The 25,469-nt window shown below is 68.7% G+C and carries 25 protein-coding genes; 17 read left to right on the forward strand and 8 right to left on the reverse strand.

Annotation, left to right across the window (positions count from 1 at the left end):
• Positions 1 to 7 precede the first annotated feature (7 nt).
• The 5 genes from BYZ73_RS13430 to BYZ73_RS13450 all read left to right on the forward strand — a co-directional run bounded on the left by BYZ73_RS13430 (position 8) and on the right by BYZ73_RS13450 (position 6,732).
• Positions 8 to 217 carry a FeoA family protein gene (locus tag BYZ73_RS13430; protein WP_245895604.1) on the forward strand — a complete coding sequence of 70 codons (210 nt, stop codon included), beginning with the start codon at positions 8 to 10 and terminating at the stop codon, positions 215 to 217.
• Positions 217 to 2,535, forward strand: a complete 2,319-nt coding sequence (feoB, locus tag BYZ73_RS13435) for a Fe(2+) transporter permease subunit FeoB (protein ID WP_112316345.1) — start codon at positions 217 to 219, stop codon at positions 2,533 to 2,535. Before BYZ73_RS13430 ends, feoB begins: the two co-directional genes overlap by 1 nt.
• A gap of 10 nt (positions 2,536 to 2,545) precedes the next feature.
• Positions 2,546 to 2,815, forward strand: a complete 270-nt coding sequence (locus BYZ73_RS13440) for a FeoC-like transcriptional regulator (RefSeq protein WP_075784263.1) — start codon at positions 2,546 to 2,548, stop codon at positions 2,813 to 2,815.
• Positions 2,816 to 3,023: 208 nt separating this feature from the next.
• On the forward strand, positions 3,024 to 5,648 hold the full coding sequence (locus BYZ73_RS13445) for a TonB-dependent receptor (RefSeq protein ID WP_112316346.1): 2,625 nt from the start codon (positions 3,024 to 3,026) through the stop codon (positions 5,646 to 5,648).
• Entirely contained in the window at positions 5,623 to 6,732 is a 1,110-nt protein-coding gene (locus tag BYZ73_RS13450) for a cytochrome-c peroxidase (RefSeq protein WP_112316347.1), read from the forward strand. The genes BYZ73_RS13445 and BYZ73_RS13450 overlap by 26 nt, the downstream gene beginning before the upstream one ends.
• Before the next feature lie 16 nt (positions 6,733 to 6,748).
• On the opposite strand, the gene BYZ73_RS13455 is transcribed toward BYZ73_RS13450, so the two are convergent.
• Positions 6,749 to 7,399, reverse strand: a complete 651-nt coding sequence (locus tag BYZ73_RS13455; RefSeq protein WP_108025191.1) for a carbonic anhydrase — start codon at positions 7,397 to 7,399, stop codon at positions 6,749 to 6,751.
• Between the two features lie 146 nt (positions 7,400 to 7,545).
• Here BYZ73_RS13455 and BYZ73_RS13460 point away from each other — a divergent pair, with 146 nt between their 5' ends.
• From BYZ73_RS13460 to BYZ73_RS13470, 3 genes are all read left to right on the forward strand, one after another.
• Positions 7,546 to 7,926 carry a hypothetical protein gene (locus tag BYZ73_RS13460; RefSeq protein WP_146176235.1) on the forward strand — a complete coding sequence of 127 codons (381 nt, stop codon included), beginning with the start codon at positions 7,546 to 7,548 and terminating at the stop codon, positions 7,924 to 7,926.
• A 70-nt stretch (positions 7,927 to 7,996) separates the two neighbouring features.
• Positions 7,997 to 9,379 carry a leucyl aminopeptidase family protein gene (locus BYZ73_RS13465; RefSeq protein ID WP_112316348.1) on the forward strand — a complete coding sequence of 461 codons (1,383 nt, stop codon included), beginning with the start codon at positions 7,997 to 7,999 and terminating at the stop codon, positions 9,377 to 9,379.
• A complete protein-coding gene (locus BYZ73_RS13470) occupies positions 9,376 to 10,221 on the forward strand; it encodes a C40 family peptidase (RefSeq protein WP_112316349.1) in 846 nt (281 codons plus the stop codon). The genes BYZ73_RS13465 and BYZ73_RS13470 overlap by 4 nt, the downstream gene beginning before the upstream one ends.
• A 19-nt stretch (positions 10,222 to 10,240) precedes the next feature.
• Here the strand turns inward: BYZ73_RS13470 and BYZ73_RS13475 are convergent, their stop codons facing one another.
• The gene (locus BYZ73_RS13475; protein ID WP_112316383.1) at positions 10,241 to 10,585 is read right to left on the reverse strand and encodes a DUF2794 domain-containing protein; all 345 of its coding nucleotides are present in this window, start codon (positions 10,583 to 10,585) and stop codon (positions 10,241 to 10,243) included.
• A gap of 409 nt (positions 10,586 to 10,994) precedes the next feature.
• The gene (locus BYZ73_RS23820) at positions 10,995 to 12,827 is read right to left on the reverse strand and encodes a Y-family DNA polymerase (RefSeq protein WP_245943148.1); all 1,833 of its coding nucleotides are present in this window, start codon (positions 12,825 to 12,827) and stop codon (positions 10,995 to 10,997) included.
• Positions 12,828 to 12,980: 153 nt separating this feature from the next.
• On the opposite strand from BYZ73_RS23820, the gene BYZ73_RS13485 reads away from it, so the two are divergent.
• Together BYZ73_RS13485 and BYZ73_RS13490 are read left to right on the forward strand one after the other, a co-directional pair.
• The gene (locus BYZ73_RS13485; protein WP_108025184.1) at positions 12,981 to 13,427 is read left to right on the forward strand and encodes a c-type cytochrome; all 447 of its coding nucleotides are present in this window, start codon (positions 12,981 to 12,983) and stop codon (positions 13,425 to 13,427) included.
• Positions 13,428 to 13,552: 125 nt separating this feature from the next.
• On the forward strand, positions 13,553 to 14,275 hold the full coding sequence (locus BYZ73_RS13490; protein ID WP_112316351.1) for an NYN domain-containing protein: 723 nt from the start codon (positions 13,553 to 13,555) through the stop codon (positions 14,273 to 14,275).
• An 18-nt stretch (positions 14,276 to 14,293) separates the two neighbouring features.
• Here the strand turns inward: BYZ73_RS13490 and BYZ73_RS13495 are convergent, their stop codons facing one another.
• Positions 14,294 to 14,920 (reverse strand): TetR/AcrR family transcriptional regulator, encoded by a 627-nt coding sequence (locus BYZ73_RS13495; protein WP_108025180.1) that lies wholly within the window; start codon positions 14,918 to 14,920, stop codon positions 14,294 to 14,296.
• A gap of 160 nt (positions 14,921 to 15,080) precedes the next feature.
• Here BYZ73_RS13495 and mbfA point away from each other — a divergent pair, with 160 nt between their 5' ends.
• The 7 genes from mbfA (at position 15,081) to zapE (ending at position 21,196) form a co-directional block, all read left to right on the forward strand.
• Positions 15,081 to 16,058: an iron exporter MbfA gene (gene mbfA, locus BYZ73_RS13500; RefSeq protein WP_108025178.1), complete on the forward strand. Its 978-nt coding sequence runs from the start codon at positions 15,081 to 15,083 to the stop codon at positions 16,056 to 16,058.
• A gap of 164 nt (positions 16,059 to 16,222) precedes the next feature.
• Positions 16,223 to 17,053: an S-formylglutathione hydrolase gene (fghA, locus tag BYZ73_RS13505; protein ID WP_108025176.1), complete on the forward strand. Its 831-nt coding sequence runs from the start codon at positions 16,223 to 16,225 to the stop codon at positions 17,051 to 17,053.
• 16 nt (positions 17,054 to 17,069) lie between these two features.
• On the forward strand, positions 17,070 to 17,519 hold the full coding sequence (locus BYZ73_RS13510) for a YaiI/YqxD family protein (RefSeq protein WP_112316352.1): 450 nt from the start codon (positions 17,070 to 17,072) through the stop codon (positions 17,517 to 17,519).
• 99 nt (positions 17,520 to 17,618) lie between these two features.
• A complete protein-coding gene (locus tag BYZ73_RS13515) occupies positions 17,619 to 18,245 on the forward strand; it encodes an HAD family hydrolase (RefSeq protein ID WP_112316353.1) in 627 nt (208 codons plus the stop codon).
• Complete coding sequence (locus BYZ73_RS13520) at positions 18,238 to 19,152, forward strand: ornithine cyclodeaminase family protein (protein WP_112316354.1); 915 nt, start codon at positions 18,238 to 18,240, stop codon at positions 19,150 to 19,152. Before BYZ73_RS13515 ends, BYZ73_RS13520 begins: the two co-directional genes overlap by 8 nt.
• Entirely contained in the window at positions 19,137 to 20,066 is a 930-nt protein-coding gene (locus BYZ73_RS13525) for an alpha/beta fold hydrolase (protein ID WP_245943149.1), read from the forward strand. The genes BYZ73_RS13520 and BYZ73_RS13525 overlap by 16 nt, the downstream gene beginning before the upstream one ends.
• Positions 20,067 to 20,116: 50 nt before the next feature.
• A complete protein-coding gene (zapE, locus tag BYZ73_RS13530; RefSeq protein WP_108025169.1) occupies positions 20,117 to 21,196 on the forward strand; it encodes a cell division protein ZapE in 1,080 nt (359 codons plus the stop codon).
• A 40-nt stretch (positions 21,197 to 21,236) separates the two neighbouring features.
• Here the strand turns inward: zapE and BYZ73_RS13535 are convergent, their stop codons facing one another.
• From BYZ73_RS13535 to BYZ73_RS13550, 4 genes are all read right to left on the reverse strand, one after another.
• Positions 21,237 to 22,475 (reverse strand): bifunctional folylpolyglutamate synthase/dihydrofolate synthase, encoded by a 1,239-nt coding sequence (locus tag BYZ73_RS13535; protein WP_425451091.1) that lies wholly within the window; start codon positions 22,473 to 22,475, stop codon positions 21,237 to 21,239.
• A 32-nt stretch (positions 22,476 to 22,507) separates the two neighbouring features.
• On the reverse strand, positions 22,508 to 23,509 hold the full coding sequence (accD, locus tag BYZ73_RS13540; protein WP_112316356.1) for an acetyl-CoA carboxylase, carboxyltransferase subunit beta: 1,002 nt from the start codon (positions 23,507 to 23,509) through the stop codon (positions 22,508 to 22,510).
• An 81-nt stretch (positions 23,510 to 23,590) separates the two neighbouring features.
• A complete protein-coding gene (locus BYZ73_RS13545; RefSeq protein ID WP_112316357.1) occupies positions 23,591 to 24,466 on the reverse strand; it encodes a CPBP family intramembrane glutamic endopeptidase in 876 nt (291 codons plus the stop codon).
• Positions 24,467 to 24,558: 92 nt separating this feature from the next.
• The gene (locus tag BYZ73_RS13550) at positions 24,559 to 25,443 is read right to left on the reverse strand and encodes a CPBP family intramembrane glutamic endopeptidase (protein ID WP_112316358.1); all 885 of its coding nucleotides are present in this window, start codon (positions 25,441 to 25,443) and stop codon (positions 24,559 to 24,561) included.
• Positions 25,444 to 25,469: the final 26 nt, after the last annotated feature.

The following is a 25,469-nucleotide window of genomic DNA, read 5'->3' on the forward strand; positions in this document are numbered from 1 at the left end:
GCCGAAGATGGGTACGACGGTTCGCGTCAAAAGCTTCGCGCGGGGCGACCGGGCGGGGCGCGAGCGGCTGCTGACCATGGGCCTCACCCCCGGCACCGAACTGACCGTGACCCGGGTGGCCCCGATGGGCGATCCGATCGAGATCCGCGTCCGCGGCTTCGCGCTGTCGCTGCGCAGGGACGAATTCGCGCTGCTCACGCTGGAGGCCGTTGACTGATGAAATCCTTTACCATCGCCACCGCGGGCAACCCGAACTGCGGCAAGACCACGCTGTTCAATGCCCTGACCGGGTCGCGCCAGCGCGTCGGCAACTGGGCGGGTGTCACCGTCGACCGCAAGGAAGGCGCCTTCTCGCACAAGGGCGCCGATGTCACCGTGGTCGACCTGCCAGGCACCTATTCGCTGGGCAGCATCTCGGATACCGGGCTCGATGAATCCATCGCCCGCGACTACATCCTGTCGGGCGAGCCCGATCTGGTCATCAACATCGTCGATGCCTCGAACCTGGAACGGAACCTCTATCTGACCGCCCAGCTGGTCGAGATGCGGGTGCCGATGATCATCGCGCTGAACATGATGGACATGGCCGAGGAAAACGGCCTGAGGATCGACCCCGAAGCGCTGGCCAAGCGGCTGGGCTGTCCGGTGATCCCGCTGGTTGCGGCCCGGAAGAAGGGCGTCGAGGCGCTGAAGGATGCCATCGTCGCGGCCGCCGCAGCCCCCGAGCCGCCGAAAGCCACGGTCACCCATCCGCCCGCGGTCGAGGAGGCCTTGGCCGAGCTTGTTCCCGCGACCGCGCAGGCTGCGGCCGATAAGGGTGTCGATGCGCGCTGGCTGGCGGTCAAGCTGCTGGACGGCGATGCCGCCGCTCTGGCGATGGTGCCGCCCGCGCTGGCGGCCCAGGCCGAAGAGGCCCGGCTGAAGGTCGAGGACCTGCTGGACGAGGATATCGACATCCTGCTGGCCGATTCCCGCTATGGCTTTGCCAACGGGCTGGCGCGCAGCGGGGTCCGCCGCACCAGCCGGATTTCTCGCAGCCTGTCGGACCGGATCGACGGCGTGGTGCTGAACCGGGTGCTGGGCATCCCGATCTTCCTCTTGATCATGTATGTGATGTTCCTCTTCGCGATCAATTTCGCGAGCGCGTTCATCGACTTCTTCGACATTCTGGCGGGCACGCTGCTGGTCGACTGGCCCTCCGAGGTCATGGCGACCATCGGCGCGCCCGACTGGCTGATCGCGGTCCTGCCGGGCGGGGTCGGCGCCGGGATCCAGACCGTCGCGACCTTCATTCCGGTGATCGGGTTTCTGTTCCTGTTCCTGACCTTCCTCGAGGATTCGGGCTACATGGCGCGGGCCGCCTTCGTGATGGACCGCTCGATGCGGGCCATCGGCCTGCCGGGCAAGTCCTTCATTCCGATGATCCTGGGCTTTGGCTGCACCGTGCCTGCGGTGATGGCGACACGCACGCTCGACAACCGGCGCGACCGGCTGATGACGGTGATGATGGCGCCCTTCATGTCCTGCGGCGCGCGGCTGCCGGTCTATGCGCTGTTCGCGGCGGCCTTCTTCCCGGTGGGCGGGCAGAACATCGTGTTCCTGCTGTATGTCATCGGCATCCTCGCCGCGATCCTGACCGGGCTGGTGCTGAAGAACACGTTGCTGCGCGGCACGACCTCGCCGCTGATCATGGAACTGCCGCCCTATCACATCCCGACCCTGAAATCGGTGCTGCGTACCAGTTGGGACCGGCTCAAGGCGTTCCTGTTCAAGGCGGGCAAGATGATCGTCGCGGTCGTCGTGGTGCTGGGCTTCCTCAATTCGCTGGGGACGGATGGCAGCTTTGGCAACGAGGACAGCGACCAGTCCGTGCTGTCCTCGATCGGCAAGGCGATCACCCCGGTGGTCGAGCCCATGGGCATCCATGAGGAAAACTGGCCCGCCACGGTCGGTCTGTTCACCGGGATCTTCGCCAAGGAGGCCGTGGTCGGCACGCTGAACGCGCTTTACGGCCAGATGGCCGAAGACGCGGGCGCCGAGGACGAACCCTTCAGCGTGATGGCCGGGATCGGCGAGGCGCTGGCCTCGATCCCTGCCAATATCGCCGATGCGGCCGGAAGTCTCGCGGACCCTCTGGGCCTGAATATCGGCGATGTCGACGATCAGGCGCTCGCTGCCGAGGAACAGGGCGTGTCCTCGGGCATCTTCGGCGCGATGGCCGAACGGTTCGACGGCACCGCCGCAGCCATGGCCTACCTGCTGGTGATCCTGCTTTATGCGCCCTGCGTGGCCGCAACCAGCGCGATCTGGCGCGAGACCGGCACCAAATGGACCCTGTTCGCGGTCAGCTGGACCACCGGTCTGGCCTATGGCACGGGCGTCATCACCTACCAGTCGAGCCGGCTGGCCACCCATCCGGCCGAGGCCTCGGCCTGGATCGTCGGCATCCTCGCGATCTTCGTGGCGGTGCTGGTGACGATGCGGATCGCCTCGACCCCGCGGGGTCCGGGCGGCGCCGCGGCGCGGGCGGCGTGAGGGCGGGGCGATGGTTCTTTCCGATATCCGCGCCTATTGCGCCGAGGCCGGTCAGGTTTCGCTCCAGCAGCTCGCCAACCGCTTCGACACCGATCCCGAGGCGATCCGGGGCATGGTCGACGTGCTGGTGCAGAAGGGCATGCTGCGCTGCCTGACCGAAACGCCCGAAGGCGGCTGCGGCAAGGGTTGCTGCGGCTGTGCGAAAAGCTGCGCGCCGCTCGCCGGGATGAACGACGCCGTCTATCAGTGGGTCGGGCGCCAGCGCCGCCCGCTGCACTGACCCCGGCTCTTTTCCAGGCCAGTCCAGCCAAGTGACGTGCGGTCCCTCTCGCGGGGGCCGCACCTTTAGTTGACTGTTTTTGTGGGGAATTGTAACGACCTTGTGTGGGCCGCCGCTTCGATAGGTGCGGCCCATTCCGCCAGCGTTCCGCCAGCCTCGACGACAGCAAGAGGGGTCCGTGACAGACGGGCTTTGGGGGAACGTAACGATGACCAAAGAGACAAACCGGCCCGCGTTGCGGGTCGGCGCCACGATTCTGACGCTGGCCGCCGTGCCACCGGACAGCGTCCTGGCCCAGCAAGCCTTTGCCCTCGATCCGGTGACGCTGGCCGAGACCGACGAGACCGGCACCGAGATCGCCACGGGCGATGCGGATGACAGCGGCACGACCGCCCTGGGCGCCGATGCCGTCCAGATCCGCAGCGACGGCTCGGGCGATGCCAATACCGCGCTGACCAGCCTGCCCAACGTACAGTATCGCGACACGCCGTTCGATTCGGGCGTCAATGTCGACGACATCCTCGACCTGAAGCCGCTGGAATTCTCGATCTCGGGCGGCCGGGTCAGCGGCAACGCGATCCGGCTGAACGGCACCGGGATCGGGTCGGCGACCGGCAACACCCATCCGCATACCAGCGAGGATCTCAGCCGCCAGACCGGCAATCCGGGGACCTACAGCTTTTACGGGCTGCATTCCCAGACCCAGTTCGTGCCCTCGGCGATGGTCGACAGCATCGAGGTCCGCGATTCCAACATCTCGGCCGAATATGGCGGTTTCGAGGGCGGCGTGATCGACTATACCCTGACCCAGCCGGATGCCGCGCGGGCTTCTGGCAAGGTCTCCTTGAGCTTCCAGAACGATGCGCTGGTGCATTACCGGCTGGGCACCGAAGACGGCGACAACCCCGACCGCGTGCCGAAGCCCGACTTTTCCAAGCGCGAGGTCTCGGCCGAGTTCAACCAGCCCCTTGGCGAGAACACGGCCGTGATCTTCGGCTTTGGGCGCCGCATGGCCGAGGCCACCAAGGCGAAAGAGCCGCAATACCGCCCGCTGACGGCCGATGACGACAGCCGCAGCGATTTCTGGCGGCTGAGCCTTGCGCATGAGTTCGAGAACGGCGACCAACTCGAGCTGAACGGCTACCTGACCGATTACAGCCAGGGCTGGGATTCGCCCTGGACCCAAGATTATCACCTCGACGTCGAAACCCGGAACCTGTCGCTCGATGCGAGCTACACCCGGCAGCTGGGTAGTTTCGATCTGGGCCCGGCCAGCCTGTCGAACGTCAAGCTGACACTGGGCGCCGTGCATCAGGACAACGAGGCCAGCAACAGCACCGATCAGAACACGTTCCTGTCCTGGTTCGGGTCCTATTTCAGTACGCTGCGGGGCCAATCCTACCACACCGATGCGTTCGATGCCTGGTGCGACACGCCCGACACGCCCAGCGCCGCCGAGGATTACCATGCGTGTCGCCGCGGCGGTTATGGCAGCAAAAGCTATTCCGACACGCGCAACCGGATCGAGGCAGAGCTGGAGGCCGATCTGGGACGCGGCCGCTTCAAGTTCGGCGCCTATGTCGAAAGGGTCGATGCCCGGCAAAGCGGCGACGGCTTTACCTCTTACACGTTGAGCACCTATCTCGACGCCAGCGACCCGTTCGGCAGCTTCACCTGCCCCGCAGGCGATCCGGCCTGTATCGACGACCAGTATCTGCGCACACGCATCGTCCAGGACGCCTATGACATCTCGACCGACGCCACCCTGGCCGAGGCCTATCTGGAATACGACCGGAGCTTTGGCGATTTCGGCCTGCGGGGCGGCCTGCGGTTTTCCTATAACGACGTGCTGAAGAATACCGACATCGCCCCGCGGCTGTCGGCCAGCTGGACGCCCGGCCCGGATTTCGCGGTCGTGGCCGGGGCGAACCGCTACTATAGCGGCGAATATATTTCCTATGCGATCCACGACGCCTTGCCGCGCGGCGCGAACGAACGGCGCAGTCACGATGCCACCACCGGCGAGGTCGGCGCCTGGACCCCGTTTCTCGACCTCGGCTCCTATTCCTACACGCAGGACGGCCTGAAGACGCCCTATGTCGACGAAACCTCGCTGGCGGTGATGTACCGCGACGCCTGGACCCGGGGCACCTGGCGGCTGAAGCTGATCGACCGGCAGGGGCGCGACCAGTTCGCCCGGTCGGCGGACAGCACCGGCTCCAACAACCTGCTCAGCAATGACGGCACCACCGAATACCGGTCGGTCTCGCTGGAATACGAAAAGCGCTGGCGTGGCGGCGGGGCGCTGGACGATGTGGGGCTTTACCTCTCGGGCGTCTGGGCCGACAGCGACATGTCGAACGACACCTATTTCGGCGACGAGGGCGATATCGGCGACGACGAATTCATCTGGTACGACGGCCGGTCCTATACCCGGAACGAGTTCGACCAGAGGACCGGGCGGCGCGACATACCCGTGCGCGCCACGGTCGAGCTTGGATCGAACTGGAAGAACGGCCGCTTCGGGCTGGGGGTCGGGGCCGACGTGTCCTTCGCCTATACCGGCGTGCGCAACACCGACGAACGGGAGACGCACAGCCACCCGACCTACGGCGCGCGCACCCACGACGTTTACGAGGATTACGAGTTCGACACCGCGGTTTCGGCCTTCCTGACCGCGCGCGTCCGGCTGGCCCAGCTTCGGGGCGGCGATCTCGACCTGAACGTCAAGGTCGCGAACCTGTTCGACGATACCGGCGGCGGCACCGCCACCGACAGCAATCCCTGGATCCCCGGACGGAGCTTCTATGTCGGCACGACTTACAGCTGGTAAGGCCTTGCGGCTGGGGCTTTTGTTCGCGGCGGCGGGGCTGGGGCTGGCGGCGATGACGGCACCTTTGCGGCTGGCGCCCGAGGACCTGCGAGCGGTCTATGCCGGGCCGCCCGAAACCTGGCCCGCGCCCGAGATCGACCCGGGCGTGGCCTATGTCGAGCTTGCGCCCCGTCCCTTGCCGCCCCGGCCCGCGCCGGGCAGCGCGGCCGAGGCCCGCCGGGCGCTGGGCGAGAAGCTTTTTGCCGATCCGGTGCTGTCGGCCTCTGGGCAGATCGCCTGCGACAGTTGTCACAACCGGCGTCTGGGCTGGGGCGACGGGTTGCCGCGCTCGCTGGGGCATGGGCGGCAGGAAGGCCCCCGCAACGCGCCCGCGCTGTTCGCCGCCGGGGCCGGGCTGCCGCTGTTCTGGGACGGGCGGGCCGCGACGCTGGAGGCGCAGGCTCTGGGACCCATGGCCAACCCGGTCGAGATGGCCAATGCCGATCTGGGCGCCATCGCTCCGAGGGTCGCGGCCGATCCGGCCTATCCGCCGCTTTTCGAGGCGGCCTTCGGGCCGGGGCCGGTCACGCTCGACCGGATCGCGGCGGCACTGGCGGCGTTCCAGACCCATCTGGACCGGCCGACCCGGCTCGACCGGTTTCTCGCGGGGGACAGTCGCGCGCTCAGCGACCTTCAGATCCGGGGGCTCCATCTTTTTCGCACCAAGGCGCGCTGTGCCAACTGCCATTTCGGGCCGCTGCTCAGCGACGGCGCCTTCCACGATCTGGGGCTGTCCTTCTTGGGCCGCGGGCGCGAGGATCTGGGGCGCTTTGCCGTGACCGGGCTGCCGGAGGATGCCGGGCGGTTCCGCACCCCGAGCCTGCGCCATGTCGCGCAAAGCGCGCCCTACATGCATAACGGGATCTTCCCCCATCTGCCGGGGGTGATCCGGTTCTATGCCGGGGGCGGCGGTGCCTCGGCGCGGCTTCCGGAGGCGCCCGGCCCGGTCGAGACCGGGGCCGCGACGCCGTCGCCATTGGTGCGGCCGCTCGATCTGGGCCCCGACGATGTCGAGGCCCTGGTCGCCTTCCTCGAGGCGATCTGAGTCCCGAAGCCCGGCCTCAGACCGGCATGAACCTGCCGGTCTCGGGGTCGTAGCATTCGACCACGCCCTCGCCGATGTCGTTCCAGAGCCCGTGCAGGGTCAGCGACTCGGCCTCGACGGCGGCCTGCACGAAGGGGAAGGTCATCAGGTTCTCGATCGAGACCAGCACCGCCTCCTTCTCCATGGCGCGCAGCCGTTCGGATTCGTCGGCGATGCCGGCCTGGCGCTCGTAGCTCGGGCGCAAAAGGTCCATCCAGCGGCCGATGAAGCTGGTCTTTTCCTCCAGCTGCGGCGCGAGCCCCGCGCACATGTCATGGCAGCCGCGGACGCCGCCGCAATTGGAATGGCCGACCACCAGCAGGTTGGCGACCTTCAGCACCGTCACCGCGTATTCGACCGCCGCCGAGGTGCCGTGATGGTCGCCATCGGGCGCATAGGGCGGCACCAGACCCGCGATATTGCGGTGAATGAAGAACTCGCCCTCGTCCGCGCCGAAGATCGAGGTGACGTGGATGCGCGAGTCGCAGCAGGAGATGATCATCGCGCGGGGGCGCTGGCCCTCTTCGGCGAGACGGCGGTACCAGGCCTTGTTTTCGGCATGGGTGGTGGCTCGCCAGCCGTGATAGCGCTGGACGAGATAGCTGGGCAGCGGGCGTGCGTTCATCATTTGTGCGGCTTCTCCCCGATTTCCTCTGCGGGTGCATAAGCCGCAATTGCTGGAAATTCGAGACATTTCAAACACCCGCGGCAACGGTTTCTTGACGCTGAAAGGCGAGGTTGAACGTTAGGTGTGGTGATCGGAGGGTGCTTCAGGTGTCCAACGTCGTAACTATGCGCCAGGACGAGCCATTGCGGCTGGACTCCGAGCGCCTGGCTGACATGTTCGTCGATTTGGGCGAGGTAAGGGCGTCTCATCTGATCGTCCTGTCGATCGATCGGTTGGAATCGCTGATCGACGGGTTGCATCTGGCGGCAAGCCAGATCCGGCCCGGCGATTGCGTCGAACTGACAGCGCAGATTCGCGCGCTGGGCGACTCGCTTGGCATGATCAGCCTGTCGTCGGCGGCGCGAAACGTGTCGCGCGCGTCGCAGTCCGGCGACCAGGTCGCGGTCGCGGCGACCCTGGCGCGACTCAAGCGGGTCGCGGTGCGGTCGTTCCGGCTGGCCGAAGAGCTTCAGCACCGGTCCGGCTGAACCGGCTTGCGGGCCGCGCCGAAGAGGCTAGGGTCGGGTCTGATCCCGACCCTCCCCGAAGGACTGTCCCATGTTTCCGCGTTTTGCCGATTCCGCCGCGCCGTCGCGCCCGCTTTTCGTTGTCCAGGAGGCGGATCTTGCCGCCTGGCGCGCAAGCCGGCCGCCGACCGAGGCCGCCTGGCTCCAGGCGACCGGCTTTGCCGCCGGTCTGGGCGAGCTGCAGCTTCTGCCCGGCCCGGATGGCGCCGTCGCGGGGGCCGTGGCCGGGCTTGGCGCGGCGCCGGCCCGGGCGCGTGGGCGATTCCATCTGGCCTCGGTCGCGGCGCGCCTGCCCGAAGGCGTCTGGCATCTGGATACCGCGCTTGCGGGCGCGGACCTTGAGGCCGAGGCGCTGGGGCTTCTGCTGTCGGCCTACCGGTTCGACCGCTACCGCCCGCAGGCCGCGCAACGCGCCAGCTTCAAGGCGCCCGAGGGCGTCGATGTCGCCCGGATCGAGGCGATGGCGGCGGGCGAGGTGCTGACCCGCGACCTGATCAACACCCCGGCTTCGGACATGGGCCCCGAGGCGCTGGAAGAAGCGGTGATCGGCCTTGCCGCGCGCCATGCGGCCGAGGCCAACGTGATCCGCGGAGACGAGCTTCTGGCGCAGAACTTTCCGATGATCCATGCGGTGGGGCGGGCTGCCGCCGAGGCCCCGCGCCTGCTGGAACTGCGCTGGGGCGAGGCCGGGCCGCAGCTGACGCTGGTCGGCAAGGGCGTCTGCTTCGACACCGGCGGGCTTGACATCAAGCCCTCCAGCTCGATGGGCCTGATGAAGAAGGACATGGGCGGCGCGGCCACGGTGCTGGGGCTGGCCTCGATGATCATGACGCTGAAGCTGCCGCTGCGGTTGCGGGTGCTGATCCCGGCGGTCGAGAACAGCATCGCCGGCAATGCCATGCGGCCGCAGGACATCCTGACCGCGCGCAACGGGCTGACAGTCGAGATCAACAATACCGATGCCGAGGGGCGGCTGGTGCTGGCCGATGCGCTGGCCCATGCCGCCGAGGAAGAGACCGACTGCCTGATCTCGATGGCGACGCTGACGGGCGCCGCGCGGGTCGCGGTCGGCCCCGACATCGCCCCCTTCTACACCGATGACGAGGCCGTGGCCGCAGCCCTGGCCGGGGCGGGGGCGGCGATGGCCGATCCGGTCTGGAGGATGCCGTTCCACGCGCCCTACGAGGCGATGATCGAGCCCGGCATCGCCGATCTCGACAATGCGCCGAAGGGTGGCTTCGCCGGGTCGATCACCGCGGCGCTGTTCCTGCGCCGTTTCGTCGGCGAGGCGCGCTACACCCATTTCGACATCTATGGCTGGCAACCCTCCGACGCCCCGGCCCGGCCCAAGGGCGGGGTCGGACAGGGGGCGCGGACGATCCTCGCCGCGCTGCCCGAGGTGTTGGGGCTGTGACCGGCGCCATCCCCCGCGACCGGCGCGAGACACCCGCGAACGACCGGGTGGCCGCGACCCGGCTGAAGGGGCTGGTCGCGGCGCCCCGCTATGCCGATCCGGTGCAGTTTCGGGTGACCCGGCCGCTGGCGGATCTGTTGCGCGCGCCGGGTGGGCCGCGCGAACGCCAGCTGGTGCTGGGCGAGGCGTTTGAGCTGCTCGACATGCAGGACGGGTTCGGGTTCGGCTGGGCCGCGCGCGACGGGTTCGTGGGCTATGTCGCGGCCCAGGCGCTGGCCGCCGATGTCCCAGCGCCCACCCACCGGGTGGCGGTGCCAGCGAGCCACGCCTATTCCGCGCCCGACCTAAAGCGGCCCGAGGTGATGGGCCTGTCCTTCGGCACCGAAGTCCGGGTGGTCTCGGCCGAGGGTGGGTTCTTCGAGACCGCGCAAGGCTGGTTCGTGCCCAAGCCGCATCTGCGGCCGCTGAACGTGCCGTTCCGCGATCCGGTGACGGTGGCGCAGCTCTTCTTCGGGGTGCCGTATCTCTGGGGCGGCAATTCGGTCTGGGGGATCGACTGTTCGGGTCTGGTGCAGGCGGCCTGGCTGGCCTCCGGGCGGGCCTGCCCGGGCGACAGCGATCAGCAGGAACGGGGGCTGGGCGAGGCCCTGCCCGAGGGAACGCCGGTCGAGCGGGGGGACCTTCTGTTCTGGCGCGGCCATGTCGCGCTGGCGGTCGATCCCGAGGTGCTGATCCATGCCAACGGTCACACGATGTCGGTGGCCTATGAGCGGATCGCCGATGCGGTCGCCCGGATCGAGGCGCAGGGCGAGGGCCGTCCGACCGCGCATCGGCGCGCCTAGGCGCGGGCCGGATCGGCGGCTAGTCGACCGGCCGGATCAGCTTGCGTTCCAGCACCCGCAGAACGGTCGGCAGCTCGTGGCCGCGCTTGAGGATCTGCCCGTCCATGCCGATCACCGAGTAAAGCCCCTGCCGGCCGCGCAGGCGGGGACGTTTCTCGATGCGGTAGAGCGGGTGTTCGGCAGTGCGGCGGAAGATCGAGAAGATCGCCGCGTCGCGGAGGCAGGAGATCCCGTAGTCGCGCCATTCGCCCGCAGCGACCATCCGGCCATAGAGGGTGAGGATGACCCCCAGCTCGGTCCGGTCGAAGGCGACCTGTTCGGCGGGGCGTTCGGCCGGGAACGGCGTGGGGGGGATGACGCTCATGTGACGAAGGTGCCGCCCTGTCGCGGGCAAATCAAGGGCCGCCCGGGTTTTGCCCTGAAAATACCTGTGCTTCGGCATCAGGGCTTCCTGTGGAGGCCCGGAATCGGAGGCATAAGGGGGCATAGCGATACGCTGGACCCGGTGCCGCGGTGAAACAGCCCCCACCCAAGCTGCGGCGCCGGGTGACGACCTCCCACTCCTGGTCGGCCAGGGGCCAAAATTCTTTCCAAGAATTTTGGCCCCTGGCCGACCATTTCTTGCCGTTTCTTGGTGTCCGTGCGGGCCGGGTGGTGGCTTGGGCCAAGGACGTTTTCCCGAGGCCCGGCGGCGGAGCGGCGGCCGAAAAATTCTCTGCGAGAATTTTTGTCCCGCTCCGGGGCGCGACGCGGGATGATGGGCGGGCTTGCTGTCAGCCGAACCGGCCCTGGCAGAACCAGCCCGCCGACATCTCTGCCCCATGCGCGTAGTACAGCCAGAGCCGGGTCTGCGCATCAGTGTCGACGCGCCAGTAATCCCGCGGTCCCGACCGCCAGGCCGGATCGTCCAGCCACCATTCCGGCAGGAGCCGTTCGGGGCCCGCCGCCGCGCGGGCGGCAAAGGCGCGCTGGCGCCAGCGGAACCGGTCGGGCGGTTCCGGGTGCTCGGCGGCCGCCACCGGTTCCGGCGCAAACAGCAGAAGCGGCCGCGGCCGGTCGGGCCGGGGCCAGGGGCCGGCCGGGTCGGACCAGGCGGCGGCGAGCAACTGAAAGCCCTTTTCGGGAATGTGGCTTTCGGCCGGGGCCAGCCGGGTCACCGCCTCGAGCCCGATCCGGGCGCCAAGCCGCCCGATCAGATCCGCCATCCCGGGATCGGCCGCCGCCGGTTCGGGCGGCCCGGCCCTGTCTTTGCCCGCGTTCTTGGTCGCATCCCTGTATCGGTCGGCGCGCTCCGCGGTGTCCCGGCCCGGATCGTCGCCCGATCTGTCGCCCGATCTGTCGCCCGAGCCGTCGTCCGATCCACCGCCTGGGCCGTCGCCCGAACCGGCCCCGGTGCGGGCCGGGATGTCGAACCGGCCGGAATGCGGGTGCAAGGGTTCGGTTTCGATGGCGTCGAGCCGCAGCCGGTCGATTCCGCTTCCGTCGTCATGCCCGCCTTCGATGCCGTTCTCGATCCCGCCGAGTTTCAGCGCCAGCAGCGGCCGCATCCGGTCGGGCGCGGCAGTTGCGCGGGCCAGCCCGACCTCGACCGTCCTGATGCCGTGATCGGTGCGGAAGGCCTGCAGCCGCAGCCGCCGCGCGCCCAGCCCCGCGGCCTCGAGCCGGGCCCCGAGCGCGGGCAGCAGCCGGTCGATGGCGGCCAGCAGGTCCGCCTCGAGCCCGATCGGTTCGGGCAGGGACAACCGCACCGCGAGATGCGGTGCGGGCCGGGCGGGCGAGACCGGTTCGGGGGCCGCGCCCAGCGCCTGATCGAGCCGGTCGACAAGCCCGCGCCCGAAGCGGCGGGCGAGCGGGGCGCGCGGCATGCCGAGAATGTCGCCGACCCGCCGCAGCCCGAGCCGGGCCAGCGCCTCGATTATGGTCTCGTCGAGCCGCAGCGCGGCCATCGGCAGCGGCGCCAGCGCGGCGCGGGTCTGGCCGGGGGCCGCGATCGGCAGGCGCTCTGCGGCCAGTCCTTCCGCCCGCGCGGCGGTCTGACCCCCTCCTTGACCTGCGCGCCGGGCCGCGCGCGACCGGGTGGCGCGGGCTTCCTGCGCGATGGCGTCGCCGGTCCGGTGCGGCTGCGCCTCGGTCCCGGCAAAGCGGGCCAGCGCCCAGGCCGCGCCCAGCGTGTCTGCGATGCCCGGGCGCACGCTCAGCCCCAGCGCCGTGCAATCGGTCTCGACCGCGGCGATCAGGCCGGGTTCGCCGCCGAAGAGATGGGCGCAGCCGGTGATGTCGAGCCGCAGCCCGTCGGGCGGGTCTTCGGCGACCCATGGCGAAAACCGGCCGGCCCAGCGCCGCAACCCGGTCAGGAAGGCGGCCTCGCCGGCGGGGTCGGCGGGCCGGGTCGCCAGCTGCGGGCAGATCGCCATCGCGTCGCGCAGCGGCTGGCCGATCCGCAGTCCGGCCGCCTCGGCCTCGGCGCAGAGCGAGACGATGACCTGCGCGCCCCGGCGGTCGGCCAGCACGGCGAAGGGCCCGGGCGGCAGGCCCCGGCGGTCGCGCAACGCGCGGTCTGCGGCAAGCCGTGGAAACCACAGCGACAGGATTCGGCGGGCGGGCATGGCAGGATGTTCTCGTTTTGGTCCAATCTAGCATCCCCCTCTGCGCCGAGTCGAGTCGGCCCCGCCTGCCCCCTGCCGCCGACCCCACGGCGATGTGACCCGCGGCTGTCGCAATTCCGGCATAGGCTGGGGGCGCCAATCAGGAGGATCCGAATGACCACAAGGCGCATGACCAAAGTGACGATCTTCGCGCTGGCCGCTGCGGCGGCCACGCTGGCCCATGCGGCCGATGCCACCGACCCGACCGTGAAGGCCCGGCAGGAAGCGATGGAAACCATCGGAAAAAGCATGAAGACCATCGCCGACATGGCCAAGGGCGATGCCGCCTTCGACTCCGGGGCCGCCACGGCCGCGGCGGCGACGATCGCCGAGACCGCGGCCAAGGTGCCCGGTCTCTTCGAGACCCCGGCCGACGATCCGGAATCGGAAGCGAAGCCCGCGATCTGGACCGATTTTGCGGACTTCACCGAAAAATCCGAGGCGCTGAAGGCTGCGGCCAGCGAGGCCGACATGGCCTCCCTGGATGCGCTGCGGGGGTCTGTCGGCGACATCGGCAAGACCTGCAAATCCTGCCACGACGACTATCGCGTCAAGAAATGACCGGCAGGGTCGGGGCCGGAACGCGCCGCCGCGCCGGCCCCGGCTTTCCCGCAGGGGCGGACCGGGCTATATGACGATCCGGGTGGCACCCCGTCCCGCCCGGCAGAAGAAATCATGAAATACCCATGCCCGAGACAAAGCCGCCGCTTCTGGCCGTCCTGATCGACGCCGACAACATCCCCGCCCGCCATGCCGAACCGATCCTGAAAGAGATCACCAGCTTCGGCGAACCGGCCCTGCGCCGGGTCTATGGCGACTGGTCCTCGGACCGGCTGAAGCCCTGGGCCGAGAAGGTTCTGGCGCTGGGCATGGTGGCGCATCAGGAGACCGCCAATACCAAGGGCAAGAACGCCTCGGATATCGGGCTGGTGATCGACGCCATGGACATCCTGCATTCGGGCCGGTTCGACGGGTTCGTGCTGGTGTCCTCCGACAGCGATTTCACCCGTCTGGCCAGCCGCATCCGCGAAGAGGGGCTGGACGTGATCGGGATCGGCGAGGCCAAGACGCCGGTTTCGCTGCGCAATGTCTGCAACCGCTTCGTGCTGGTCGAGAACATCGTCGAGGAGCCCGCACAGGGCGCGGTGCGCGACCGGGCGCAACCCGCGGCCGAGGGCAAGCGGCCGGTCCACGAGGTGTCCGAACTCATCATCCGGGCGATGGACAAGATCAACCAGGAAGACGAGTGGTTCACGCTGGGCCAGATCGGCCAGTTCATCACCGCCGACAGCCCCGATTTCGACACCCGAAGCTATGGCAAGCGCAAGCTCTCCGATCTGGTGCGCGATCTCAAACGGTTCGAGACCAAGCGGGTGGGCAATCAGCTTCTGGTGCGCCGGCTCGACTGAGCCGGGCCGCGTCGGGGGTCAGGTCCGATTGGCGCCGTAGCGCGCGAGGAAGACCGCCACCGCGCCGTCGATCACCCGGCGGATCTCGTCCTCGGCAAAGCCGTTGTCCAGCCGGAACACCCGGCGCGTGTAAAGATCGGCCTTGCAAAGCTCTGCGAACTGGTCGGCGGCGAGGGTCTCGTCCTCGACAGACAGTTCACCGCGCCGGGTCGCCTCGCGCAGGAAGGCCGCGATTTCGCTGCGCAGCCGCATCGGGCCGGACTGGTAGAAGGCGGCGCCGAGATCGGGGAAGCGGTCGGATTCCGCCACGCAGATCCGGAACACCGCCTGGTTGAACTCGGACAGCAACGCCGAAACGATGTGGCGCGCCGCACTTTTCAGCACCGTCTCGGCGGGCGCGGCCATGTCGATCTCGTGCAGCGCGGCCCCGGCCTGGCGATCGCATTCGCGCCGCAGCACCTCGGAAAACAGCAGCCGCTTGTCGGGGAAGTAGTTGTAAAGCGTGGCTTTCGACACGCCGGCCGCCCGGGCGATGGCATCGACCGAGGCACGCTCGAATCCGTCGCGCAGGAAGATCTCGCGCGCCCCTTCGAGCACCTGGTCGAACTTGCGTCCCTTGCGGATCCGGTCCGGTTTCGCGGTCATGGGGGGGTCCTGCGGCATCGCCGACATCCTAGACCGGGCGGTTCAGTTTCCGCAAGGCAAGCCTGTGGCAACGGGCCGCCCGGCCTGCGGCAGCGCGTCCCTTGCAGGGAGGGGCAGAGCGGACTAATTTAGAATCGTTTTAAACTGGAGTCCATTGACGATGATTCCCGGTCTTTCCCAGCGCCGCCGGTTTTCCGACCTGAACGAGCAGGAAATCCTGGCGCTTGCGATTTCGTCCGAAGAGGACGACGCCCGCATCTATCGCAGCTATGCTGAACAGCTGCGCGCCGATTATCCGGATTCGGCACAGGTCTTCGAGGCGATGGCGCGCGAGGAGGACGGTCACCGGCGGCGCCTGATCGAGACCCACCGCGCGCGGTTCGGCGAGGTGATTCCCTTGCTGCGGCGCGAGCATGTCGCGGGCTATTACGCGCGGCGGCCGGTCTGGCTGATGAGCAATCTCGGCATCGAGCGGATTCGCGAAGAGGCCGAGATGATGGAGCGCGACGCCCATGATTTCTACCTGCGCGCGGCCGGGCGGGCGACGGATGCGGCGACGCGCAAGCTCTTGGGCGATCTGGCGGCAGCGGAGGCCGGGCACGAGACGGTGGCCGACCGGCTGATCGCGACCCATGTCGATGCGGCCGCGGCCGAGAAGGAAAGCCGCACCGCGCATCGTCAGTTCGTGCTGACCTGGGTGCAGCCGGGGCTGGCCGGGCTCATGGACGGGTCGGTCTCGACGCTTGCGCCGATCTTCGCCACCGCTTTCGCGACCCAGGATACCGGCACGACCTTTCTGGTCGGGCTGGCGGCCTCGGTGGGCGCCGGGATCTCGATGGGCTTCACCGAGGCTGCGTCGGATGACGGGGCGATCTCGGGCCGCGGCTCGCCGCTGAAGCGGGGGATCGCCTCGGGGGTGATGACGGCGGTTGGCGGGCTTGGCCATGCTTTGCCTTATCTGATCCCGCATTTCTGGACCGCGACCGGCATCGCCATGGCGGTGGTGTTCTGCGAGCTTTGGGCGATAGCCTGGATCCAGAAGAAGTACATGGACACGCCGTTCTTCCGTGCGGCCTTCCAGGTGGTGCTGGGGGGCGCGCTGGTCTTTGCCGCCGGGGTGCTGATCGGGTCGGGTTGAGTCCGGAAAGACCCGGGCCGGGCGGGTCGCGACTTTTCTGCGAAAAGTCGGGCCCGGTTGCCCGCGATGCGCGCGGTTACCGGCCCGTCGGCCGGTTGCGCGCTTGCCCTGTCCGCGATCCCGCGCTAGCCCTGAGGCAAGCGGGTGAGGAGGGAGTTTGCCGGATGGAAACGGTTTCGGAGAACAGGTGTTTCGACGGGATGCAGGGCGTCTACCGTCATGCCTCGGATGTCTGCGGCTGCGACATGACCTTTGGGCTCTTCCTGCCGGAAGAGGCCAAGGACGGTCCGGTGCCGGTGTTGTGGTATCTGTCGGGGCTGACCTGCACCCATGAGAATGCCATGACCAAGGCCGGTGCCCAGCAATGGGCGGCCGAACAGGGTATCGCGCTGGTCTTTCCCGATACCTCGCCGCGTGGCGAGGGCATCGCCGACGATCCGATGTACAATCTCGGGACCGGCGCGGGCTTTTACGTCAACGCGACCCAAGACCCGTGGTCGAAGAATTACCGGATGTGGGACTATATCGCCGAGGAACTGCCCCGCCTGCTGACCGCGAATTTCGCCATCGACGAAGAGCGCCAGTCGATCTGCGGCCATTCGATGGGCGGGCATGGCGCGCTGACCCTCGCGATGGCGTACCCCGAGCGCTATGCCGCCGTCTCGGCCTTTGCGCCGATCACCCATCCCAGCCAGTCCGACTGGGCCAAGAAGCCGATCCATGCCTATCTGGGCGAGGGCAATGTCGACTGGACCCGCCACGATGCCTGCCTGTCCCTGCGGGCCAATGGCTTTGCCGGGCCGATGCTGATCGATCAGGGCACCGGCGATCAGTTTCTCGATGCGCTGATGCCCGAGGCGCTGGCGGCGGCCATGACCGAGACCCGGCATCCGGGCATTTTCCGGATGCAGAAGGGCTACGATCACAGCTATTTCTTCATCTCGACCTTCATGGAGGACCATGTCGCCTTCCATGCCGAGGCGCTGTACCGGTGAGGCGCGGGGGGCAGGCATGACCGTCTATGTCGACGCCGATGCCTGCCCGGTGAAGGCCGAGGCGCTGCGGGTGGCCGAACGCCACCGGGCGGACCTGGTCTATGTCGCCAATGGCGGGATCCGGCCCGTCGATCACCCGCTGGTGCGCATGGTCTATGTGCCCGAAGGCCCGGACGAGGCCGACAAGTGGATCGCGGACCATGCCGGGCCGGGCGATGTGGTCGTGACCGCCGACATCCCGCTGGCCGCGAAGGCGGTCGCCGCCGGGGCCCGGGTGCTGAGCCATACCGGCGAGGCCTTCACGCCCGCCAATATCGGCCAGAAGCTGGCGACCCGCGACCTGATGGCCGATCTGCGCGCCGCCGACCCCTTCCGGCAAGGCGGCGGCAAGAGTTTCGGCAAGGCCGACCGGTCGCGTTTTCTCGATGCGCTGGACCGGGAGCTTGGTGCCTGCGCGCGCGGGTGACGTCGCGGCCGGGCGCCTTACGGCGGGCGGCCCGGGGCCTTCAAGAATCCGCGTCCGGGGACTAGCCTGCGCGCGAGGTTCCAACCCGCAGGAGATCCGATGCCCATAGACGCCGTCGTTTTCGACATCGGCCGCGTGCTGATCGACTGGCAGCCCGAAGCCTTCTATGACCGCTGTCTTGGCGAGGACCGCCGCCGCCGGCTGTTTGCCGAGGTCGACCTGCATGGCATGAACGAGGGCGTCGATGGCGGCGACCCTCTGTCGGACGCGGTCGAGGCGCTGGCGGTGCGTCATCCCGACTGGGCCGCCGAGATCCGGATGTGGCGCGACAACTGGCTCGACATGGCAAGCCCGGCCTTTCCGGACACGGTCGCCGTGCTGAAGGCGGTCAAGGCCACGGGCATTCCGGTCTTCGCGCTGACCAATTTCGGCGATGCGACCTATGACATCGCCCGCGCGGCCTATCCGTTCTTCGATCTTTTCGACCGGGCCTATGTCTCGGCCCGGCTGCGGGCGATGAAGCCCGGCCCCCGGATCTACGAGATCCTCGAAACCGACAGCGGCATCGCGCCCGAGCGGCTGATCTTTACCGACGACAAGCCCGAGAACATCGCCGCCGCCGCCGCGCGGGGCTGGCAGACCCATCTTTTCGAGGGCGCCGGGGGCTGGGCCGCGCGGCTGGTTGCCGAAGGCGTGCTGGCACCGGGCGCGGTCGGTCATGGCTGAGATCATCGGGTTCGAGGAGGGCGAGCGTGCGCTGTCCTGGTCGGGGCTTTGCGAGGCCTTTGCGCGCGGCCATGCCTTGCCGCGCGCCGAGATCGCCGACAGCTTTCTGTATCGCGGCGAGGACACGCTTTTGAACCGGGCGGCCTGGATCGACGGGCTGGGGCTGGCGGTAAAGTCGGCGACGGTGTTTCCGGGCAACGGAGCGAGGGGCAAACCGGTGGTCAATGGCGGGGTCTGTCTTTACGCCGACACCGACGGCACGCTCGAGGCCATCGTCGATTTCCATCTGGTGACCAAGTGGAAGACGGCGGGCGACAGCCTGTTCGCCGCGACCCGGCTGGCACGACCCGACAGCCGCAATATTCTGGTCGTGGGCGCGGGCAATGTCGCCCGGTCGCTGGTCGAGGCCTATCGAAGCGCCTTTCCCGAAGCGCGCTTCACGATCTGGAGCCGCACCGAGGCCAGCGCCTGGCGTCTGGCCGAACCGCTGGGCGCCGCCGTTGCGACCGATCTGGAGGCGGCGGTGCAGGAGGCAGATATCGTGACCTCGGCGACCATGGCGACCGAGCCCCTGATCCGGGGCGAATGGCTGCGGCCGGGCCAGCATGTCGACCTGATCGGCGCTTACCGGCCCGACATGCGCGAGGCCGACGACCGGGCTCTGCAGCGGGCGCGGATCTTTCTCGACAGCCGCGAGACGGTGCTGACCCATATCGGCGAACTGAAAACGCCGATCGCCACCGGCGCGATCGGGCCGGGCGATGTGGTGGCCGACTATTACGATCTGGGCGGCGGACGTTTCCGGCGCGACAGCGATGACGAGATCACGCTGTTCAAGAATGGCGGCGGGGCGCATCTGGACCTGATGACCAGCCGCTACATCCTCGACGCGTGGCGGGCGGCATGATCCGGGTGGGGCTTGTGGCGGGTCTTCTGGTGGCGGCGGCCTGGCCGCTGTCCGAGGCCCTGCGCCGCCCGATGGACGCGCGCGCCCGTGCGGGCGCGCCGGGGCAGATTGCTGACCTGCCCGGTGGGCGGACCCATCTGATCTGGCAAGGGCCGCCCGAAGGACCGGTGGCGGTGGTGCTGCACGGGCTGACCACTGGCAGCTACATCCTCGACGGAGTGGCGGCTGGGCTGGCCGGGCGGGGCTACCGGGTGCTGCGCTACGACCTTTACGGGCGCGGCTATTCCGATCGGCCGCGCGGGCGGCAAGACCGGGCCTTCTTCCTGCGCCAGCTCGAGGCGGTTCTGGACAGTCAACGACTGGGTGGCGAGCTGACTCTGGTCGGCTATTCGATGGGCGGCGCGATCCTGACGGCCTTTGCGGCGGACCATCCGGCCCGGGTGCGGCGGCTGGTTCTGCTGGCTCCGGCCGGGCTGGGCCAGACGCCGCCTGGCCTCGCGGATCTGGTCGCGCGGCTTCCCGGGCTGGGCGACTGGGTCATGGCGGTGATCGGCGGGGGCGTCTTGCGGCGGATGACGCAGCGCGTCGGCCGCGCGCGCGGTCTGCCCGCCGGGCTGATCGCGGCGCAGATCGCCGAGACCCGGTTTCGCGGCTTTCTGCCAGCGGTGCTGTCGAGTCTGCGGCACGTGCTGGCGAGGGATCTGGCGGCCGAGCATCGCGCCCTGGCAGAGACGGGTGTGCCGGTCCTGGCGATCTGGGCCGGGCGCGACGAGGCGATTTCGGCGCAGGCCCGCGACCGGCTGGCCGTGCTGAACCCCGCGGCCGGGCACCTGCTTCTGCCAGAGGCCAGCCATGCCCTGCCGGTGACCCATGTCTCCGAGATCGTGGCGGCGATCCCGCCTGCCGGGTCATAAGGCCGCGCGTTCCGCTTTTCTTCCGCACCGTGGCACTCTAGATCCGGCCCATGAGCGAGACACTGAAAGACCTGTACGACGCGCGTGCGGCCGAGGGGCATCTGCGCCCCGATCCGGCCCAGATCGCCGCGCTGGCGCCGCTGGACCGGATCCGGGAGGCGCTAGAGAACCCGCCGCCCGCGCCGCGGGGCGGGTTCTTCCGCAAGGCCCCGCCACCCGATCCGGTGCGCGGGCTCTATCTCTGGGGCGGGGTCGGGCGCGGCAAGTCGATGCTGATGGACCTGTTCTTCGGGGCTGTCGCCATCGAGGGCAAGCGCCGGGTCCATTTCCACGCCTTCATGCAGGAGGTGCATCGGGGGCTGCACGCGGCCCGGGCGACGGGCGCCGACGACGCGCTGAGGCCGGTCGCGGCCGGAATTGCCGACGGTCTGAAACTGCTTTGCTTCGACGAGATGCAGATCGTCGACATCACCGATGCGATGATCGTGGGGCGGCTCTTCGAGCTTCTGTTCGCGGCCGGGGTGACGGTGGTGACGACCTCGAACCGGGTGCCCGGGGATCTTTACAAGGACGGCCTTCAGCGCGAGCGCTTCCTGCCCTTCATCCGGATGCTGGAAGAGCGGCTGGAGGTCATGGAACTCGGGTCGGCGACCGATTACCGGCAGAACCGGCTGACCGGGGAAGAGGTCTATTTCACGCCCTCGGACCGGGCGGCCCGGGCCCGGATGGCGGCGATCTGGGAGCATTTCACCCATGGCGAGGGCGGGCCGCTGGTGCTGCGGGTGCAGGGACGGCAGGTGGAACTGCCGTTCTTCCACAACGGGGTGGCGCGGGCGACGTTCTGGGATCTTTGCGCCAAGCCTCTGGGGCCGGCCGATTACCTGGCAATGGCGCAGGCGGTGCGGGTGCTGATCCTCGAGGACATCCCGCGACTGTCGTCGGAGAACTATAACGAGGCGCGGCGCTTCGTGACGCTGATCGATGCGCTTTACGAGGGAAAGGTGCGGTTGATCGCCTCGGCGGCGGCGGAGCCAGAGATGCTTTATCTTGAAGGCGAGGGGACCTTCGAATTCGAGCGGACGGCCAGCCGTCTGCGCGAGATGCAAGGCGCGGACTGGGCGCGCGGCTGAGGGCGGGGCGCGAATTTTCTGCGAAAATTCGGGGTCGGGATCAGCCGTTCTCGCGCAGGACCCGGCCCGCGAGATAGAGCGAGCCGCAGATCAGGATGCGCGCTTCAGGCGTGGCGGCGGCGATCCGGGCCACCGCTTCGGCCACGTCCCCGGCGGTTTCAGCCCGCAAGCCGACCGCTTCTGCCGCCGCCCTGGTCGCCTCGGCGGGCAGGGTGGCGGTTTCGCCCGGAATCGACACGGCCGTCAGGCTGGCCGCGACAGCCGCGAGCGGTTTCAGGAAACCCGCCACATCCTTGGTGTTCAGCATCCCGCAGACGAGGTGCAGCTGTCTTGGCGAAAGCCGTGTGACGGCCTCGGCCAGCGCAATCCCGGCGGCCGGGTTGTGGCCGCCGTCGAGCCACAGCTCGGCCCGGCCCGCGGCCTCGACCAGGGGGCCTTGGCGCAGCCGTTGCAGCCGGGCGGGCCACTCGGCGCGGGTCATCGCGGCCTCGCAGGCGGCCTCGTTCTGGCCGAGCGCCCGCAGCGCTGCCAGTGCCGCCCCGGCATTCACGACCTGATGCGCCCCGATCAGGCGCGGCATCGGCAGGTCCAGCAACCCGCGTTCGTCCTGGAAGACCAGCCGCCCGCGTTCCTCCCAGACATGCCAGTGCTGGCCATGGGCGATCAGCGGTGCGCCAAGCCGGGCTGCACGGGCCTCGATCACCTCCATCGCCGCCTCCTCCTGGGGGCCCACCACGCAGGGCACGCCGCGCTTGAGGATCCCGGCCTTCTCGGCCGCGATCTCGGCCAGGGTCTCGCCCAGATACTGCTGATGGTCGATCGAGACCGGCGCGATCATCGTCAGGCGCGGGGCCTCGATCACGTTGGTCGCGTCAAGCCGCCCGCCGAGGCCCACTTCAAGCAGGCAATAATCGGCCGGCTCGCGCGCGAAGGCCAGGAAGGCGGCGCAGGTGGTGATCTCGAAATAGGTGATCGGCAGGCCCGAATTGGCGCGCTCGCACTCATCGAGCACGGCGGCAAGGGCGGCTTCGGCGATCGGCCCGTCCGTCATCCGGACCCGTTCGTGAAACCGCGCCAGATGCGGCGAGGTATAGGCCTGCACCCGGGCGCCCGCGGCCTCGAGCCCTGCGCGGATCATCGCCACGGTCGAGCCCTTGCCGTTGGTCCCGGCCACATGGATGACCGGGGCAAGCCGCCTTTCGGGATGATCGAGCGCCGCCAGAAGCCGCCAGACCCGGTCCAGCACCAGATCGATCACCTTGGGGTGGAGCGCCATCATCCGGTCGAGAAGGATGTCGCTGGAGGCCGTGCTCACGCCTTTGCGCCTCCGGCCGGAGGTTCGGCATCAGGCTGTGCGGGCAGGGCACGCGGCGGGTCGGGCGGGGTTTCGGACCCCTCGTCGTCGCCGCGCGCGGGCCCGTGCGAGAAGCTTGCCGGCGGCGGCAGGTCGGCGATCACCGCGGGCGGCAGCCCCATCAGCATGCGGATGATGGTGATCAGTTCCTCGCGCAGCTTGCCGCGCGGCGTCACCCGGTCGAGCATGCCGTGGTCCAGCAGGTACTCGGCGCGCTGGAAGCCCTCGGGCAGCTTCTCGCGGATCGTCTGTTCGATCACCCGCGGCCCGGCAAAGCAGATCAGCGCCCCCGGCTCGGCGATCTGCACATCGCCCAGCATCGCATAGGACGCGGTCACCCCGCCGGTCGTGGGATGGGTCAGCACCACGATATAGGGCAGGCCTGCCTCTTTCAGCATCTGCACCGCGACGGTCGTGCGCGGCATCTGCATCAGGCTGAGAATGCCTTCCTGCATCCGTGCGCCACCCGCCGCCGAGAACAGGATGAAGGGCCGGCCCAGCGCGACGGCACGCTCGGCACCCGCGACGATGGCATTGCCGACATACATGCCCATCGAGCCGCCCATGAAGCTGAAATCCTGCGCCGCGGCGACGACCGGCGTGCGGCCGATCTCGCCCTCGGCGACCAGCATCGCCTCTTTCTCGCCCGTGGTCCTCTGGGCGGTGCGCATGCGGTCGGGATAGCGCTTCTGGTCGCGGAATTGCAGCGGGTCGGGAAGCGGCACCGGCACCTCTACCTCGGTGAAGATGCCGCCGTCGAACAGCGTGATGAAGCGGTCCCGCGGCAGGATCGCCATGTGATGGCCGCAGGAGGTGCAGACGTTCAGGTTATCCGACACTTCCCGGTGGAACAGCATCGTCCCGCAGGCATCGCATTTCGACCACAGGTTCTCGGGCATCTCGCGCCGCGAGAACAGCGAATTGATCTTGGGCCGGACGTAGTTGTTGATCCAGTTCATCGGGGGCCTCTCGCACGAATGGGCCGTGAGATAAGCCGCGAACGCCGGAATTGCAATCGCGCCGCGCCCCGGCCCCCCCGGTCAGATCAGCGCGCGCAGAAGCCGCCAGAGCAGGAGGATCGCGATCAGGTCGATGGCCATGGCAAGCGGTGCGCTTGAGGTATCGGTCACGTCGAACGGGGTCACGAACAGCGCCAGCCCGGTGATGGTGCCCTTGACCGAGGTGAAGAGAAGCGAGCTGACATTGTTGACGAAGTGCCAGCCCATGGCGGTGCCGAGACTGCCCGAGCGTTCTGTCAGATCGGCGGCGGCCAGAGCGAAGGCGAGGATACCCACCAGCACCATCACGTTGTTCATCCCCGCCGCCGGGTTGTAATGGAGCGCGGCAAAGATCAGCGCGGGCAGCCCCATCCAGACCGCGCGCCAGGCAAAGCGCGCTGCCAGTTGCTGTTGAAGATAGCCGCGAAACAGCAGTTCCTCGGACCCGGTCTGGATCAGGACCAGCACCAGAGCCAGCGGCAGCACCCGGACCCAGGTCGCCGGGTCCAGATTGGCCTCGAGCGGGATCGTCGCCCAGGACAGCGCAAAGAGTGCCGCATAGGCCGGGATCAGCACCTTGAGTGCGCCGAAAAAGCCCCGTGCCCAGTCGCGAAGCGGTCCGAACAGCGAGCCGGGTTCGCGGTAATGCAGCGCGGGCGTCGCGATCAGCACCCCAAGCCCCATGCCGAGAAAGCTTGCCAGCACGAACAGGGTCTGGGTCGGGGTCGCGGGGGCCGAGAGCCCCATGATCCAGCCGAAATAGTTCAGCGGCCCGAGCACCGGATAGGCCGCGACCAGCATGGTCGAGAACACGCCGACATAGACCAGCAGGATCACCAGCACGCCGACGATCAGGCGCCAGAACTCGGGATAGAGCCGGGCGGGCTCGATATATGCCTCGAACAGGGGGGAACGCATCGCTCTCTTCTTGTATCTTGTTGCGTCGGATGGCGCGACGCGGTCCTTCGCGTCTGAGGCGCAAGCTAGTGCGGGGGGCCGCGGGCTTCAACTCAGACCCGCAGCGCCACCCTTGCCGCCAGCCAGGAGACGCCCAGCACGGCGAAGTCGACCGCCACCAGCGGCAGGAGCGCGGGGTCGTCGGCGCCGAAGCCATAGGTGTACAGCGCAAGCCCCGAGACCGGGCCGGGCAGGGCAACGATCAGGATCGCCATGGCGTTGTTGACGAAATGAAGCGCGACCGCCGCGCCCAGGTTGCCGGTGCGCGCGGTCAGGTCCGAGGCCGCGACCGAAAAGGCCGCAGCCCAGAGCGCGGCGAGCAGGGCATTGGCGCCCGCCGCGTCGGGGCTGTAATGGGCCGCCGCGAACATCAGCGCGGGCAGGCCGATCCAGAGCACGGGGCTTTTGAACCGTGCGGCCAGCTGCTGTTGCAGATAGCCGCGGAACAGCAGCTCTTCGGCGAAGGTCTGGATCAGCAGCGCGGGCAGGGCCAGCGGCAGCAGCATCAACCAGACGCCCATGGAGCGGTGCGGGACCGGCTCGGACCCCGAGGGCAGCGCGACCCAGATCAGCAGATAAAGCAGCGCCAGCGCGCGCAGCGCCCGGGCGAACTGGCGGATCGCCGGACCGGGCGCGCCGGTCAGGTCGCCGAGGCTCCGGCCCTGCAACAATTGCGCCGCAACGCCCACGCCGCAGATCAGGCACAAGAACGAGGTCAGCAGCCAGAGCGTGTCGGCCGCGGTCTGAGAGGTGACGAAGACGCCCCGGAACGCCGCTTCGGCGATGCCGGGGCCGCGCAGCGCCGCGACCGCGCCATAGACGCAATAGACAAGGCCGATCTGGACCGCCGCGACAACGGCCAGCCCGGCGCCAATGCGCCAAAGCTCCGGCCGGGCGCGGGCGGTCGAGACAAGCGTTTCATGCGGGTCGTAGCGCATCGGGCGGCCCTTTCGGCCGCGACCCT

It is taken from the genome of Rhodovulum viride, assembly GCF_003265965.1.
GTDB classification, from domain to species: domain Bacteria; phylum Pseudomonadota; class Alphaproteobacteria; order Rhodobacterales; family Rhodobacteraceae; genus Rhodovulum; species Rhodovulum kholense.

What these genes read in the sequence shown, in the direction of transcription:
- BYZ73_RS13430 (WP_245895604.1), top strand. Translation starts at nt 8, where the DNA reads ATGGGTACGACGGTTCGCGTCAAAAGCTTCGCGCGGGGCGACCGGGCG.
- feoB (WP_112316345.1), top strand. Translation starts at nt 217, where the DNA reads ATGAAATCCTTTACCATCGCCACCGCGGGCAACCCGAACTGCGGCAAG.
- BYZ73_RS13440 (WP_075784263.1), top strand. Translation starts at nt 2,546, where the DNA reads ATGGTTCTTTCCGATATCCGCGCCTATTGCGCCGAGGCCGGTCAGGTT.
- BYZ73_RS13445 (WP_112316346.1), top strand. Translation starts at nt 3,024, where the DNA reads ATGACCAAAGAGACAAACCGGCCCGCGTTGCGGGTCGGCGCCACGATT.
- BYZ73_RS13450 (WP_112316347.1), top strand. Translation starts at nt 5,623, where the DNA reads ATGTCGGCACGACTTACAGCTGGTAAGGCCTTGCGGCTGGGGCTTTTG.
- BYZ73_RS13455 (WP_108025191.1), bottom strand. Translation starts at nt 7,399, where the DNA reads ATGATGAACGCACGCCCGCTGCCCAGCTATCTCGTCCAGCGCTATCAC.
- BYZ73_RS13465 (WP_112316348.1), top strand. Translation starts at nt 7,997, where the DNA reads ATGTTTCCGCGTTTTGCCGATTCCGCCGCGCCGTCGCGCCCGCTTTTC.
- BYZ73_RS13475 (WP_112316383.1), bottom strand. Translation starts at nt 10,585, where the DNA reads ATGAGCGTCATCCCCCCCACGCCGTTCCCGGCCGAACGCCCCGCCGAA.
- BYZ73_RS23820 (WP_245943148.1), bottom strand. Translation starts at nt 12,827, where the DNA reads ATGCCCGCCCGCCGAATCCTGTCGCTGTGGTTTCCACGGCTTGCCGCA.
- BYZ73_RS13485 (WP_108025184.1), top strand. Translation starts at nt 12,981, where the DNA reads ATGACCACAAGGCGCATGACCAAAGTGACGATCTTCGCGCTGGCCGCT.
- BYZ73_RS13490 (WP_112316351.1), top strand. Translation starts at nt 13,553, where the DNA reads ATGCCCGAGACAAAGCCGCCGCTTCTGGCCGTCCTGATCGACGCCGAC.
- BYZ73_RS13495 (WP_108025180.1), bottom strand. Translation starts at nt 14,920, where the DNA reads ATGACCGCGAAACCGGACCGGATCCGCAAGGGACGCAAGTTCGACCAG.
- mbfA (WP_108025178.1), top strand. Translation starts at nt 15,081, where the DNA reads ATGATTCCCGGTCTTTCCCAGCGCCGCCGGTTTTCCGACCTGAACGAG.
- fghA (WP_108025176.1), top strand. Translation starts at nt 16,223, where the DNA reads ATGGAAACGGTTTCGGAGAACAGGTGTTTCGACGGGATGCAGGGCGTC.
- BYZ73_RS13510 (WP_112316352.1), top strand. Translation starts at nt 17,070, where the DNA reads ATGACCGTCTATGTCGACGCCGATGCCTGCCCGGTGAAGGCCGAGGCG.
- BYZ73_RS13515 (WP_112316353.1), top strand. Translation starts at nt 17,619, where the DNA reads ATGCCCATAGACGCCGTCGTTTTCGACATCGGCCGCGTGCTGATCGAC.
- BYZ73_RS13520 (WP_112316354.1), top strand. Translation starts at nt 18,238, where the DNA reads ATGGCTGAGATCATCGGGTTCGAGGAGGGCGAGCGTGCGCTGTCCTGG.
- zapE (WP_108025169.1), top strand. Translation starts at nt 20,117, where the DNA reads ATGAGCGAGACACTGAAAGACCTGTACGACGCGCGTGCGGCCGAGGGG.
- BYZ73_RS13535 (WP_425451091.1), bottom strand. Translation starts at nt 22,475, where the DNA reads ATGATGGCGCTCCACCCCAAGGTGATCGATCTGGTGCTGGACCGGGTC.
- accD (WP_112316356.1), bottom strand. Translation starts at nt 23,509, where the DNA reads ATGAACTGGATCAACAACTACGTCCGGCCCAAGATCAATTCGCTGTTC.
- BYZ73_RS13545 (WP_112316357.1), bottom strand. Translation starts at nt 24,466, where the DNA reads ATGCGTTCCCCCCTGTTCGAGGCATATATCGAGCCCGCCCGGCTCTAT.
- BYZ73_RS13550 (WP_112316358.1), bottom strand. Translation starts at nt 25,443, where the DNA reads ATGCGCTACGACCCGCATGAAACGCTTGTCTCGACCGCCCGCGCCCGG.